Source organism: Curtobacterium sp. MCSS17_008, assembly GCF_003234185.1.
Taxonomy (GTDB): Bacteria; Actinomycetota; Actinomycetes; order Actinomycetales; family Microbacteriaceae; genus Curtobacterium.
In genome coordinates, this window is record NZ_QKSM01000002.1 from 209,722 (window position 1) to 223,292 (window position 13,571).

At 72.1% G+C, this 13,571-nt stretch carries 11 protein-coding genes and 1 tRNA gene; 8 read left to right on the top strand and 4 right to left on the bottom strand.

Going from position 1 to position 13,571, the window contains the following annotated elements:
- Positions 1-141 precede the first annotated feature (141 nt).
- From DEJ23_RS03825 to DEJ23_RS03835, 3 genes are all read right to left on the bottom strand, one after another.
- Positions 142-215 (bottom strand) — tRNA-Pro (locus tag DEJ23_RS03825).
- A 105-nt stretch (positions 216-320) separates the two neighbouring features.
- On the bottom strand, positions 321-1,277 hold the full coding sequence (locus tag DEJ23_RS03830; RefSeq protein ID WP_111238922.1) for a metallophosphoesterase: 957 nt from the start codon (positions 1,275-1,277) through the stop codon (positions 321-323).
- Complete coding sequence (locus DEJ23_RS03835) at positions 1,274-3,835, bottom strand: transglycosylase domain-containing protein (protein WP_111238923.1); 2,562 nt, start codon at positions 3,833-3,835, stop codon at positions 1,274-1,276. Before DEJ23_RS03835 ends, DEJ23_RS03830 begins: the two co-directional genes overlap by 4 nt.
- A 50-nt stretch (positions 3,836-3,885) precedes the next feature.
- On the opposite strand from DEJ23_RS03835, the gene DEJ23_RS03840 reads away from it, so the two are divergent.
- Positions 3,886-4,044, top strand: coding sequence for a DUF4177 domain-containing protein (locus DEJ23_RS03840; RefSeq protein WP_111227112.1), 159 nt, complete (start codon positions 3,886-3,888; stop codon positions 4,042-4,044).
- The gene (locus DEJ23_RS03845) at positions 4,041-4,502 is read left to right on the top strand and encodes a RidA family protein (protein ID WP_111238924.1); all 462 of its coding nucleotides are present in this window, start codon (positions 4,041-4,043) and stop codon (positions 4,500-4,502) included. The genes DEJ23_RS03840 and DEJ23_RS03845 overlap by 4 nt, the downstream gene beginning before the upstream one ends.
- A 78-nt stretch (positions 4,503-4,580) precedes the next feature.
- Here DEJ23_RS03845 and acs read toward each other — a convergent pair whose 3' ends face one another.
- Positions 4,581-6,533 (bottom strand): acetate--CoA ligase, encoded by a 1,953-nt coding sequence (gene acs / locus DEJ23_RS03850; RefSeq protein ID WP_111238925.1) that lies wholly within the window; start codon positions 6,531-6,533, stop codon positions 4,581-4,583.
- Positions 6,534-7,085: 552 nt separating this feature from the next.
- Between acs and DEJ23_RS03855 the strand changes: the two genes are divergently transcribed.
- From DEJ23_RS03855 to tmk, 6 genes are all read left to right on the top strand, one after another.
- On the top strand, positions 7,086-8,147 hold the full coding sequence (locus DEJ23_RS03855; RefSeq protein WP_181429097.1) for a CpaF family protein: 1,062 nt from the start codon (positions 7,086-7,088) through the stop codon (positions 8,145-8,147).
- Positions 8,144-9,001: a type II secretion system F family protein gene (locus tag DEJ23_RS03860; protein ID WP_181429098.1), complete on the top strand. Its 858-nt coding sequence runs from the start codon at positions 8,144-8,146 to the stop codon at positions 8,999-9,001. Before DEJ23_RS03855 ends, DEJ23_RS03860 begins: the two co-directional genes overlap by 4 nt.
- 84 nt (positions 9,002-9,085) lie before the next feature.
- Positions 9,086-9,295, top strand: coding sequence for a DUF4244 domain-containing protein (locus tag DEJ23_RS03865; RefSeq protein WP_111238928.1), 210 nt, complete (start codon positions 9,086-9,088; stop codon positions 9,293-9,295).
- A 65-nt stretch (positions 9,296-9,360) separates the two neighbouring features.
- Positions 9,361-9,666, top strand: a complete 306-nt coding sequence (locus DEJ23_RS03870) for a TadE family type IV pilus minor pilin (RefSeq protein WP_258375238.1) — start codon at positions 9,361-9,363, stop codon at positions 9,664-9,666.
- Positions 9,667-10,142: 476 nt separating this feature from the next.
- The gene (gene topA / locus DEJ23_RS03875; RefSeq protein ID WP_111239048.1) at positions 10,143-12,923 is read left to right on the top strand and encodes a type I DNA topoisomerase; all 2,781 of its coding nucleotides are present in this window, start codon (positions 10,143-10,145) and stop codon (positions 12,921-12,923) included.
- Entirely contained in the window at positions 12,920-13,564 is a 645-nt protein-coding gene (gene tmk, locus DEJ23_RS03880) for a dTMP kinase (protein WP_111238929.1), read from the top strand. The genes topA and tmk overlap by 4 nt, the downstream gene beginning before the upstream one ends.
- The last annotated feature ends 7 nt before the right edge of the window (positions 13,565-13,571 follow it).

The following is a 13,571-nucleotide window of genomic DNA, read 5'->3' on the forward strand; positions in this document are numbered from 1 at the left end:
TAGCGGGGACGGCTCGCGTGACGGAACCGGTCTGCGCCGAGTGTGCCTGTGGACACAGTGCGGTGCGGCGCCGGCGGGTCAGGAGGGAAAAGAGAAGCCCGGGTCCGAAGACCCGGGCTTCCTCACTGTCTCAACACAGTGTCGGGGTGACAGGATTTGAACCTGCGACCTCCTCGTCCCGAACGAGGCGCGCTACCAAGCTGCGCCACACCCCGCGGTGTGATCACTCCGAACCGGAGCGACCAGGAAAGTCTACCGGACGTCAGGGGGTGCTCACGACCATCCGCGGAACCCCCGGGCGCGTCGCGACGGGGCGCGGCCTACGACGTCCGGGCGGTGAGCGTCACGACGACCGCCTCGGGGCGGCAGGCGAACCGCACGGGTGCGTAGATCGACGTGCCGATGCCCGCGGACACCTCGAGCCACGACCAGTGCCCGCGGTGCTGCCACCGGTGCAGGCCGCTGACGTACCGGCGGGGGAGGTCCGAGTTGGTGACGAGCGCGCCGACACCGGGCACCTGCACCTGGCCGCCGTGCGTGTGCCCGGCGAAGACGATGTCCGCGCCCTGGTCGACGAAGGCGTCGAGCACCCGGCGGTACGGTGCGTGCGTGATGCCGATCGCCACCGGTGTCGGACCATCCTCGTCCTCGGTCCACGGCACGCTGCTGCGCATCTCGTCGACGTTCGTCGGGAGCAGATCGAGCCGGTCCCAGTCGCGGTGGGCGTCCGAGGTGCCGAAGAGTTCGAGACGGGACCCCCGGAGCTCGATCGCGTGCGCCTGGTCGTTGACGTCGAGCCACCCGAGGGACTCGAAGAACGCGGTCTGCCGGTCCACGTCGAGGTCGACCGGTGCGCGGTGCGTGTGCGCGCGGCTCGGGCCACCGAAGTACCGGAGCGGGTTGCGGGGGGAGGGGCCGAAGAAGTCGTTCGAACCGTGCGCGAAGGCACCGGGAACGCCCCGGAACGGCTCGAGCGCGTACTCGACCGCGGCGTTGGCGGTCGGGTGACCGAGGTTGTCACCGGTGTTCACCACGAAGTCCGGCTCGACCAGGCTCAGGTCGCGCAACCACTGCTGCTTGTCGGCCTGCCACGGGGCCATGTGGATGTCCGACAGGTGCAGGACGGTCACGTCCCGCGAACCCGGCGGCAGCACCGGCACGGTCTCCCAGCGGATGCCGAAGCGGCGACGCTCGACCAGGGAACCCCACGCCGCCGTCACCGTTCCGGCAGCCGCACCAGCGGCGAGGACGCCGAGCGTGGCGCGGCCGCGGCTCACCGGCAGCCCTTCGGCGCCTTGCCGTCCTTCGTCCCGAAGAGCTGGAGCGTGATCGTCGAGTCCTTCGCGACCGCGGAACCCTCTCCGGGGTCGACCGCCGCCACCTTGCACTGGTCGTCACGGCCGCCCTTGGCGTAGTCGTCCGAGACCGTGATCTTCGTGAAGCCCTCGCTCTGCAGGGCGTTGCGGGCGCCACCGGCGCTCTGCCCCGTCACCTGGGGAACGCTGGCCTGGCTGCCGTCCGTCGCGTACACCGTCACGCTGGAGCCCTTCGACAGCAGCGTCCCGGCGGCCGGCGAGGTCGACGACACCGTGCCCGGTGCCCCGCCGCCTGGCTGCGTGCCGCCGTCCACGTAGGTGAAGCCGGCGCCGGCGAGCGTCGCACGGGCATCGTCCGCGCTCTTGCCGCGCACGTCGGGCACGTTGATGCTGTTGCCGCGGAGCGCGGTCTGCGAGGGCTCCGGGAACGGCTCCGCCGGGTGCAGCTGGTTGACCGGGATCATGGCCTGCTGCCAGACGTGCGCACGCTGCGAGGCGTACGAGCCGTACCCCGCGGTGTTGTAGTAGTGCCGCAGGTTGTTCTTCGCACCGTCGGTGTTGCCCTGCCAGTAGGCGGTGGCGACCTTCGAGCTCGCGCCGACGAGCCAGATCTGGTCGGCGTCGTCGGTGGTGCCGGTCTTCGCGAACAGCTGCGTGCCGTCCGGGGTCTGCGCGCCCTGCGCCGTGCCGTACTGGACGGTCCCGCGCATCGCGTAGGCCGCGGAGGCGGCGACGGCCGGGTCGAGCACCTGCTTGCACTGCTTCGGCTGGCCACCGAGCTTCTTGCCAGCCGCGTTCGTGATCTCGTCGATCGCGATCGGCGCGCAGTACGTGCCGCCGTTCGCGATGGTCGCGTACGCCGAGGCCATCGTGAGCGGCGCGATGTTGTTCGTGCCGAGGATCGACGACGGGTACGCGTTCAGCTCGGTCTTCTCGTCGGCGGAGTGTACCCCGAGGTCCTGTGCCGTCTGGCGGATGTCGCAGAGGTCGAGCTTGGCGGCCATGGACGCGAACGCGGCGTTCACGGAGAGCGCCGTCGCCCGTGCCACGGTGTACTGGCCGTTCTCGCCGGCGGAGTCGTTCTTCGGCGCCCACGGCGAGGTGATCGTCGAACCGCACTGGGTCCACTGCGAGGTGTTGTGCGGGGTGCCGTTGACGCTCTCGTTGAGCCCGTGCCCGGCCTTCAGCCAGTCGAGCAGCGTGAAGACCTTGTAGGTCGAGCCGACCTGGAAGCCGATCGACCCGCCGTACTCCTTGTCGACGCTGTAGTTGATCGACGTCGCGGTGGGCGGCGACTGCAGGGACTGGTCGTAGTCCTTGTTCTGCGCCATCGTCAGGATCCGGCCGGTCGAGGCCTCGACCGAGTTGAGCGCGCCGCCGAGCTGCAGCCGCGACTCGGTGTTCGGGTCGTAGGTGTTGAGCAGGTCCTTCTGCTGACCGTTCAGGTTGATGTCGAGCGTCGTCTGGATCTTGTAGCCGCCGTTGCGCCACGCCTGGTCGCGCTCCTTCTGCGTCCCGCCCAGCTGCGACATCTTCTTGACGACCTTGACGGCGTAGTCACAGAAGAACTGCGCGCCGTTGCCCGCGGCCGACTGGCAGCCCTGGTTCGGCTCCGTCAGGTGCACGTAGTCCTTGGGGTCCGAGGCGATGGCCTCGTCGAACTCGGCCTTGCTCAGGTGCTTCTGCGCGTACATCGACTTGAGGATGACGTCGCGTCGAGCCTTGTTCGCCTCGTAGTTCTTCTCGCTCGCCAGGTTCCGCGTGTTCGGGGACTGGACGATCGCGAGGATCGATGCCGCCTCGGCCGGGGTCAGGTCGGTGGCGGACTTGTTGAAGTAGTGCTGCGCGGCGGCCTGCACGCCGTACGTCTGGTCGCCGAAGTACGCGATGTTCAGGTAGCCGGTCAGGATCTCCTTGTGCGAGTACTTCTTCGCCAGGCCGATCGCCAGCTTCATCTCCTCGAGCTTGCGGGGGATGGTCTGCTCGACCGCGTCGTTGTACGCCTTCTCGCGCTCTTCCTGCGTCGGGAGCTCGAGGGCCTGCTGCATCTTGATGTTGCGGACGAGCTGCATGGTGAGCGTCGACCCGCCGCCGGACTCGCCCAGCCCGCCGGCGATGCTGCCCACGCCTGCGCGCACGAGCGAGGTCATGTCGACGCCGCCGTGCTCCCAGAAGCGCTTGTCCTCGCCGTCGATGGCGGCGTGCTTCAGCTCGTCGCTGATCTGGTCGTACTTGAGCTCCTCGCGGTTCTGGTCGTAGACCGTCGCCAGCTTCACCGGCTGCCCGTTGGCGTACGCGTAGATCTCGTTGCGCTGCGGCAGGTCACCGATCTCGATGTACTCCGGCAGCGACTCGAACACGCCGATCGTCGAGGTCGTCGTGACGCCGGCCACGGCGATCGCCGGGGTGACCCCGATGGTGACCAGCAGGCCGGCGAGCGCGCTGAATCCGACGAAACCGACGAAGGCGCCGATCGCGGAGACGGGCTTGGTCCGCGAGGCAGACTTCTGGGCAGACATAGGATGCAGCCTAAACGACGCTCACGACCGGAAGGCTGGCAAGGAACCGCATGACTCGCTGGGAGTACTTCACCACGCCCCTGATGATCCACAACACCGCCGCGATCCTGAACGCCCACGGGGACGAGGGGTGGGAACTGGTCCAGGTCGTCACCGGCCCGGAGGGTGGCCTCGTCGCCTACCTGAAGCGCCCGAAGGCCGACGCGTGAGCATCGCGGACCGCCTGGCCGAGCTGGGGCTGTCGATCCCGTCCGTCGCGGCACCGGTCGCCGCCTACGTCCCCGCTGTCGTCACCGGCCGGTACGTCCACACGGCGGGCCAGCTGCCCTTCGTCGACGGCGCGCTGTCCGTCACCGGCAAGGTCGGCGCCGGGGTGGACCCGGAGACCGCGGCGGCCGAGGCCCGCACCGCGGTCCTGAACGCCCTCGCCGCCGTGCAGTCGGTCGCGGGCTCGCTCGACCGGGTCGCGCGCGTCGTCAAGGTGACGGTCTTCGTCGCGTCCGACCCGTCCTTCACCGGCCAACCGGCGGTCGCCAACGGCGCGTCGACGCTCGTCGGCGAGGTCTTCGGCGATGCCGGTGTCCACGCGCGCAGCGCGGTGGGCGTCGCGGTGCTCCCGCTGGACGCGCCGGTCGAGGTCGAGCTGGTGGTGGAGCTGACCGACTGACGGAACGTCAACGACGCGCCTGCAGCGAGCCGCGCCTCCCGGACGAACGGTCTGGAGGCGCGGCTCGCGTCGTCCCCGCTACAGGAGTTCCGCGATGGTCGCCATGATCGTCGGGTCGGCGAGCGTCGTCGTGTCGCCGATGCGGCGGCCCTCGGCCGCGTCGCGGAGGAGCCGGCGCATGATCTTGCCGGAGCGCGTCTTCGGCAGCTCGGGCACGACGACCACCTGGCGGGGCTTCGCGATCGCGCCGATGCGCTTGCCCACCCAGTCGCGGAGCTCCTTCGCGACGGCGTCGCGGTCGACGTCCACCGCGGCCTCGGCGGTGAGGATCACGAAGGCGACGACGGCCTGACCGGTGGTCTCGTCGGCGGCGCCGACGACCGCGGCCTCGGCGACGCCCTCGTGCCCGACCAGTGCCGACTCGATCTCAGCGGTCGACAGCCGGTGCCCGGACACGTTCATGACGTCGTCGACGCGGCCCTGCACCCAGATGTCGCCCTCGCCGTCCAGGCGGGCGCCGTCGCCGGCGAAGTACCGACCGGGGAACCGTGACCAGTAGGTCTCGACGAAGCGGTCCGGGTCCCCCCAGATGCCACGCGCCATCGACGGCCACGGCTCGGTGATGGTGAGGTAGCCGCTCTCGCCCGGGTCGACCCGCTCGCCGTCCTCGTCCACGATCTCGGCGACGATGCCCGGCAGCGGCGTCTGGGCGGCTCCGGGCTTCAGCTTCGTCACCCCGGGCAGGGCGGAGATCATGATCGCGCCCGTCTCGGTCTGCCACCACGTGTCGACGATCGGGGTCCGGTCGTGGCCGATGACCTGGCGGTACCACTGCCACGCCTCCGGGTTGATGGGCTCGCCGACGCTGCCGAGCAGGCGGAGCGTCTCGAGGCTCCGGGCCTCGGGGACCTGCCGGCCGGCCTTCATCGCGGCGCGCACGGCGGTCGGGGCGGTGTAGAGGACCGTGACGCCGTAGCTGTCGACGATGTCCCACCAGCGGCCGGGCTCCGGCTCGTCGGGCGTGCCCTCGTACAGCACCTGGGTGACGCCGTTGGCGAGTGGCCCGTAGACGACGTACGAGTGCCCGGTGATCCAGCCGATGTCCGCGGTGCACCAGTAGACGTCCTTCTCCGGGTGCATGTCGAACACGTTGCGGTGCGTGTACGCCGCCTGCGTCAGGTAGCCGCCGGAGGTGTGCACGATGCCCTTCGGCTTCCCGGTCGTGCCCGACGTGTAGAGGATGAACAGGGGCGTCTCGGCGGGGAAGGCCTGCGCCTCGTGCTCGGGACCGGCCTTCGCGAGTTCCTCGTGCCACCACAGGTCGCGATCCGTCCACGCGACGTCGTTGCCGCCGCGCCGGACGACGAGCACGTGCTCGACGCTGTCCGTGCCCTCGCCGGTCAGGGCCTCGTCGACGGCGGGCTTCAGCGGCGACACCGCACCGCGACGCCACCCGCCGTCAGCGGTGACGACGAGCTTCGCACCCGCGTCCTCGATGCGGGCACGGAGGCTCTCGGCGCTGAAACCGCCGAAGACGACGGAGTGCACGGCGCCGATGCGTGCGACCGCGAGCATCGCGACGACGGCCTCCGGGACGAGCGGCATGTAGACGACCACGCGGTCGCCGGGGCCGACGCCGAGTGAGGTGAGCATGTTCGCGGCTCGCTGGACCTCGGCGGCGAGCTCGGCGTACGTGATGCGCCTGGTGTCGCCCGGCGCGCCCTCGAAGTGGATCGCGACCCGGTCGCCGTTGCCCGCGCGCACGTGCCGGTCGACGCAGTTCTCGGCCACGTTCAGCGTGCCGTCGTCGAACCAGGTCGCGAAGGGCGCGCCCGACCAGTCCAACGTGCGTGTGAACGGGGTGCGCCAGTCGAGGAGCGTCCTGGCCTGGGCCGCCCAGAACGCCTCGCGGTCCGCGGCGGCCGCGTCGTGCAGGTCCGCTCGGGCGACGGCGTCCGCGACGAACTCCGCCGGCGGAGCGAAGGTGGGGCCGTCCTGGTGACGTTCGTCGGCCTCGGTCGGTGTGGACATCGGTGTCCTCTCGCGTCGTTGCGGCAGGGGTGCAGTCGGAGACTACCCCTCGTCCGGTCGCCGTTCGCGACCCGGAGCGCGCGGTGTCGGACGACCGTGCCGGAGGGGTTGCCGAGCAGGGTCGTTCATGGGGTACAGTGGTTCCTGCCGGACTCGTTTCCGGCGGCACCGGGTCGGATTCCCCCCAATCCTCCGATGTCGAGGCGGCACCAGTTCCCCCCAACCGGTGCCGCCTCTTCTTTTTGTGCGACGGGTGTCGAGCAGCCGGACTGCGAGCGATCGGCCGATCCGCGTCCTGGTGCGGAAGAGTGGACAGAACTGTCCACGCCCTCGTCGCACGGTCGCAGCGGCGAGTCGCTCCCGAGGTGCATCGGTACCGCGTGGTTCGGTCGGCGACGCGGCTCGCCGCGCCGCAGCGCGACGGTGGTACCGAACGGGGTACGGCTTTGCGTTCCGGGGTACAAAAGCGTCCGCTGCCGGTGGGCTGCCCTGTCCTCCACAGACATGTGGATTCCTCCCGCTGCGCGGGCTTGTCGTCCTAGCGTCGGCGGCATGCACCGACACCGAGCCGAGGCCTCCGCGAGCGACCGCGGGGACTCGGGCCGCCGGCGCGCCGACGAGCCCGCGGTGGCCCCGTTCCTGCCCGGTGTCGACCGACCCCGCCGACGGCGCACCCTCGACACGGCCGACTTCGAGGAACTGGCCGCACTCGTCGGCGACGCCGCGACGACCGACGTCCTGGTGCTCGGCGGGCGCGGCACGTGGGTCGACCGGGGGCGGGGGCTCGAACGCGTGCGGCCGGAGCTGTCCGAACGGCGCGTGCGGGCGCTCGCGTCGGAACTCGTCGCACTCGGCGGGCGGCACGTCGACGAGACGACGCCGTGCGCCGACGTCCGGCACGGCGACGGCGTGCGGGTGCACGTGGTCCTCGCGCCGGTGTCGGTGGGCGGGACGGCGCTGTCCATCCGCCTGCCCCGCCCCGAACGGCCGACCCTCGCCGAGCTGGAACGGCTCGGTGCGTTCCGGGCCGTCCCGCGCAGGGTGCTCGAGGGCGCGGTGGCCGAGCGGCGGAACGTCCTGGTCACCGGCGCGACCGGGAGCGGCAAGACCACCGTGCTCGCGTCGATGCTCGGCGCGGTGCCGCACGACGAGCGGATCGTCACCGTCGAGGACGTCGCCGAGCTCCGCGTGGACCACCCGCACGTCGTGTCGCTCGAGGCGCGACAGGCGAACGCCGAGGGGGTCGGAGCCCTCGGCCTGGACCGACTCGTGCGCGAGGCCCTGCGCATGCGGCCGGACCGTCTCGTCGTGGGGGAGTGCCGCGGAGCCGAGGTCCGCGAGCTCCTCGGCGCCCTGAACACCGGCCATGCCGGTGGTGCCGGGACGCTGCACGCCAACGGGCTGCCCGACGTCGGAGCCCGCCTCGAGGCACTGGGGGCGCTCGCCGGGCTCGGCCCGCAGGCGCTCGCGCGTCAGGTCGTCAGCGCCGTCGACCTCGTCGTGCACGTCGAGCGGAGGTCGTCGTGGCGGGGCGTGGTCGCCGTCGGGGAGTTCGCCGTCGACCACGACGGCCGGCTCGAGGTCCGCCCGGTCCGCGGGACCGTCCACGCGTGACACGCCGCGCGGCACCGGCTGACGACCCGGCGGTCGTCGCGCGGACGCTCGACCGGGTGGCGGTGCTCGTCGGCGCAGGGGTGCCGCCGCCGCGGGCCTGGGCGCTCGTCGGTGGTCGTCCGGACCACGTGTCACCGGCCTGGCGGGACGTGCGGGTCGTCCTCGAGGTCGCGGCCCGCACCGGCGCGCCCTCCGCACGCGCCCTGCGAGCGCTGTCGACCGCGATGCGACGGAGCGCTGCCGCGGACCGGGCCGTCCGGGTGGCCCTCGCCGGACCGCGGGCGAGCGCGCGGGTGGTGCTCGCGTTGCCGCTCCTCGGGCTCGGTCTGGGGTCGAGCTGGGGCGCCGGTGCCCTCGAGGTGCTCCTCACCCGTCCACTGGGCTGGGCGTGCTGCGTCCTGGCGGCAGGTCTGGTGGTCGTCGCCCAGCGGTGGTCGCGCCGGCTCGTGCTCCGCGCCACCCCGGACGGGCACATCCCGGGGATCGTCCTCGACGCCTGGGCGGTCGCACTGTCCGGCGGTGGTGCCTGGTCGGCCGCCGAGGAGACCGTGCGCGAGGCGCTCGCCGGGGCCGGCCGCTGCTGCGACGACGTCCGCGACGCCGAGTCGTGGGCACGGGTGCGCGACGTGCTGGAGCTGAGCCGTCGCGCCGGTGTCCCGGCAGCGGCCCTGCTCCGCGCCGCGGCCGAGGACGTCCGGGACGACGCGGCGGCGGCGGGACTGGCCGCGGCCGAGCGGCTGGCCGTGCGGCTCGTGCTGCCGCTCGGGACGTGCGTGCTGCCGGCGTTCGTGCTGGTCGGGGTCGTGCCCGTCGTGGTCGGGGTCCTGTCCTCCACCGTCGGTGGTCTCCGCTGAACGGTCCACAGATCGCGCGGAGCCCCTGCGCCGGGTCGGCGCGGTCGGAGATCGTCGACGCACCACAGAGGAAGGGGAACGACCATGATCCACACCACCACTCCGCCGCGACCGCGGACCCGGGCGGCACGCGCAGCACGCCGCTGGGCCGATGACCGCGGATCCGCGACGGCGGAGTACGCCGTCGTCATCCTGGCGGCGGTCGCCTTCGCCGGCGTCCTCGTCGCGGTGATGCGCTCGGGCGAGGTCCAGCAGATCCTGACCGACCTCGTCCGCGGGGCGCTCGTCCCGTGAACACCGGGGTCGTGCGTCCGCGGTGCGGTCGCGCGGACGTCGGGTGGGGACCGGACCGCGGCAGCGTGAGCGTCGAGTTCGCGGTCGGACTGCCGCTCGTCGCGCTCGTGCTCGTGTCCCTCGTCGCCGGCGTCGTGCTCGCCGACCGGGTCGGCCGGTTCCAGTCGGCTGCGGGGGTCGCTGCACGGGCCCTCGGCCGTGACGACGACCGGACGGCCGCCACGGCACTCGCCGTCGGCGCGCCGGGAGCGACGTCCGCCGTGCAGCGGGGCGGCGGGCTGGTCTGCGTCGTGGTCCGGGGCTCGGCACCGGGGCCGTTCGCCCTCCTGCCGCTCCGCGCGACGGGGTGCGCGGCCGAGGGCGGCCGGTGACCGCGGTGGCCAGACCGCTCCCGACCACATCGGGCGACGAGCGCGGGTCGGCGACCCTGCTCCTCGTCGCGGTCGTCGCCGTGGCGCTCGTCGTCGGGACGGCCGCACTCGGCGGAGCGCGGACGCGTGTACTCGACGCACGTGCCCGGGCCTCGGCGGACGCGGCGGTGCTCGCGGCCGCGGCCGTCCTGGTCGGGCGGGTCCCGGGAGCGCCGTGCCCGGTGGCGGGGCGGGTCGCCGCGGCGAACGGCACCGTGCTCGGCAACTGTGCCACGACCCGCGCGACCGCCCGGGTGCGGGTCGTCGCCGGGTCGGGACCGTTCGCCGTGAGCGCAGTCGCCGTCGCGGGCCCCGCAGTCGGGTCGTGCGAACAGTGTGTGTATGGTGTGCACGTCGGCCCCCGGTCACCGTTGTCCCGGTCGACCCGGACCCCGCTGCGGTCCAGGGCCGGCACGCACCATCGATCAAGGAGTCACGTGCCAGGCACGAAGAAGCTCGTGATCGTCGAGAGCCCCGCGAAGGCGAAGACGATCGCGCAATACCTCGGCGACGGATACGAGGTCCAGGCGTCCGTCGGACACATCCGCGACCTCGTCGAGCCGAAGAACCTGCCCGCTGAGCTCAAGAAGGGCTCGCTCGGCAAGTTCTCGGTCGACGTCGACAACGGCTTCGAGCCCTACTACGTCGTCTCCGACGCGAAGAAGAAGACGGTCACCGAGCTGAAGCGGGCGCTCAAGGACGCCGACGAGCTCTACCTCGCGACCGATGAAGACCGCGAGGGCGAGGCCATCGCGTGGCACCTGCTCCAGGTCCTCAAGCCGAAGGTGCCCGTCAAGCGCATGGTGTTCCACGAGATCACGAAGGAGGCCATCCAGCGCGCGCAGGAGGCCACCCGTGAGCTCGACACCGCGCTCGTCGACGCGCAGGAGACCCGCCGCATCCTCGACCGCCTGTACGGGTACGAGGTCTCGCCGGTGCTCTGGCGCAAGGTCGGACCGGGGCTGTCCGCCGGCCGAGTGCAGTCCGCGGCGACCCGTCTCGTGGTCGACCGCGAGCGCGAGCGCCTGGCCTTCGTGTCCGCGAACTACTGGGACCTGACCGCCCGGTTCGAGAAGGCGGGGGACTCCGCGTTCACGGCCCGCCTCGCCCGGCTGCAGGGCACGCGCGTCGCGTCCGGCCGCGACTTCGACGACCGCGGCGCGCTCAAGGGCGACGCCGTCCGGCTCGACGAGGCCTCGGCGGCAGCGCTCACCGCGGTGCTCGAGGGTGCTGGCGACGCGGTCGTGCGCAGCGTCGAGTCGAAGCCGTACACGCGACGACCGGCCGCGCCGTTCACCACGTCGACGCTGCAGCAGGAGGCCGCGCGCAAGCTCCGGTTCTCGGCACGCCAGACGATGAGCGTCGCGCAGTCGCTCTACGAGAACGGCCACATCACCTACATGCGTACGGACTCGTCGTCCCTGTCGCAGCAGGCGGTGACCGCCGCGCGCAAGCAGGCCTCGGCCCTCTACGGACCGGAGACGATCCCGGACAAGCCGCGGAGCTACGCCGGCAAGAGCAAGAACGCGCAGGAGGCCCACGAGGCCATCCGTCCCGCCGGTGACACCTTCCGCACCCCCTCCGAGATGGACGGCGTGCTGCGTGGCAACGACTGGAAGCTCTACGACCTCATCTGGAAGCGCACCGTCGCCTCGCAGATGGCGGACGCGAAGGGCTCGACGGCGTCGGTCGTCCTCGGCATCACGTCGCCGGACGCCGTCGCGGGCATCGCCTCGACCGCGGACGGCACGGACGCCGAGTTCACCGCGTCCGGCACGGTCATCACGTTCCGCGGGTTCCTCAACGCGTACGAGGAAGGCCGCGACGAGGAGCGCCACGGCGGCGGGGAGAACGGCGACGCCAAGCTGCCGCAGATGGCCGAGGGCGACCACCTCGGCGTCGACGAGGTCGAGGCGAAGGGCCACGACACGTCGGCACCGCCGCGCTACACCGAGGCGAGCCTCGTCAAGACGCTCGAGGAGCTCGGCATCGGCCGCCCGTCGACCTACGCCGCGATCATCTCCACGATCATGGACCGCGGCTACGTCACCCAGCGGGGGAGCGCCCTCGTGCCGAACTGGATCGCGTTCAGCGTGGTCCGGCTGCTCGAGGACCACTTCGCCGACCTCGTCCAGTACGACTTCACCGCGGGGATGGAAGAGGACCTGGACCGCATCGCGAGCGGCGACGAGGACCGGGTCGACTGGCTCAAGGAGTTCTACTTCGGCGGCGGCGACCAGCGTGGTCTGCGGACGGTCATCGACAACCTCGGTGAGATCGACGCCCGGGACATCAACTCGGTCGAGCTCGCGCCGGGGCTGACCCTGCGCATCGGGCGCTACGGGCCCTACATCGAGGTGCCGAGCGACGACCCGGAGAAGCCGCGCCGCGTCAACGTGCCCGAGGACCTGGCGCCCGACGAACTCACCGCCGAGAAGGCGCAGGAACTCGTCGACGCGCCGGTCGTCGGCGACCGTGTCGTCGGGATCAACCCGGAGACCGGCAAGGAGGTCCTGGCGAAGGACGGCCGCTTCGGCCCCTACGTGACCGAGCGGACCCCGGAACCGGAGCCGACCGTCGACCCGTCCACCGGAGAGGTCGTCGAGCCCGCCGCCGCTCCGGAGAAGGCCGCGTCGACCGCGAAGGCCGCGTCGACCGCGAAGGGCGCGAAGACTCCCGCGAAGAAGACGACCAAGAAGGCCGCGGCGCCGAAGGAGCGCACGGCGTCGCTGTTCAAGTCGATGGATCCGCAGACCGTCGACCTCGAGACCGCGCTGAAGCTCCTCGACCTGCCGCGCGTCGTCGGCAAGGACCCGGAGTCCGGCGAGGACATCACGGCCCAGAACGGTCGCTACGGTCCGTACATCAAGAAGGGCACGGACACCCGGACGCTGCCCAGCGAGGACGCGATCTTCGACGTCGACCTGCCCGGCGCGCTCGAGCTGTTCTCGCAGCCGAAGTACGGCGGACGACGGGCGGCCACCGCGGCGCTCAAGGAGTTCGACGCGGACCCCGTGTCCGGCAAGCCGATCAAGGTGAAGGACGGCCGCTTCGGCCCGTACGTCACCGACGGTGAGACGAACGCGACGATCCCGCGCGGCGAGGACGTCGAGGCGGTCGACCACGCGCGGGCCGTCCAACTCCTGGCGGACAAGCGCGCCAAGGGGCCGGTGAAGAAGAAGGCGCCGGCGCGGAAGACCGCGGCCAAGAAGAAGTGACCGGTCGGTTCATCACCCTCGAGGGTGGCGACGGCGCGGGCAAGACGACGCAGGCCGAGCTCCTCACCGCGTGGCTCGAGGAGCACGGCCGCACGGTCGTCCGTACGCGGGAGCCCGGCGGCACCGACCTCGGGCAGCGCATCCGCGAGATGGTGCTGCACGAGCGTGGTCACGTGGCGCCGCGTGCGGAGGCACTGCTCTACGCGGCCGACCGCGCACACCACGTCGAGACGGTCGTCCGGCCGGCACTGGATCGCGGCGAGGTCGTGCTGCAGGACCGGTACATCGACTCGTCGGTCGCGTACCAGGGGGTCGCCAGGGGGCTCGGTGCGGAGCGCATCCGGTCGGTGTCCGAATGGGCGGCGAGCGGGCTCGTGCCCGACCTCACCGTGCTGCTCGACCTCGACGTCACGGCCGGACGCGCCCGGGTCGCCGCGGCACGCGGGGACACCTTCGACCGACTCGAGTCCGAGGCCGCGACGTTCCACGAGACCGTGCGGCGGGCGTTCCTGGACGCAGCGGCGGCGGAACCCGAGCGGTTCCTCGTCGTCGACGCGTCCGCGTCCGCCGAGGTCGTGCAGTCCGCGATCCGAGCCGCGGTCGGCCCGGTCGTGGGCATCGACGGCGACGGTGCCGCGTGACGGTGGC

Coding starts and splice junctions, on each gene's coding strand:
- DEJ23_RS03835 (WP_111238923.1), bottom strand. CDS start 3,835: ATGTCTGCCCAGAAGTCTGCCTCGCGGACCAAGCCCGTCTCCGCGATC.
- DEJ23_RS03840 (WP_111227112.1), top strand. CDS start 3,886: ATGACTCGCTGGGAGTACTTCACCACGCCCCTGATGATCCACAACACC.
- acs (WP_111238925.1), bottom strand. CDS start 6,533: ATGTCCACACCGACCGAGGCCGACGAACGTCACCAGGACGGCCCCACC.
- DEJ23_RS03855 (WP_181429097.1), top strand. CDS start 7,086: ATGCACCGACACCGAGCCGAGGCCTCCGCGAGCGACCGCGGGGACTCG.
- DEJ23_RS03865 (WP_111238928.1), top strand. CDS start 9,086: ATGATCCACACCACCACTCCGCCGCGACCGCGGACCCGGGCGGCACGC.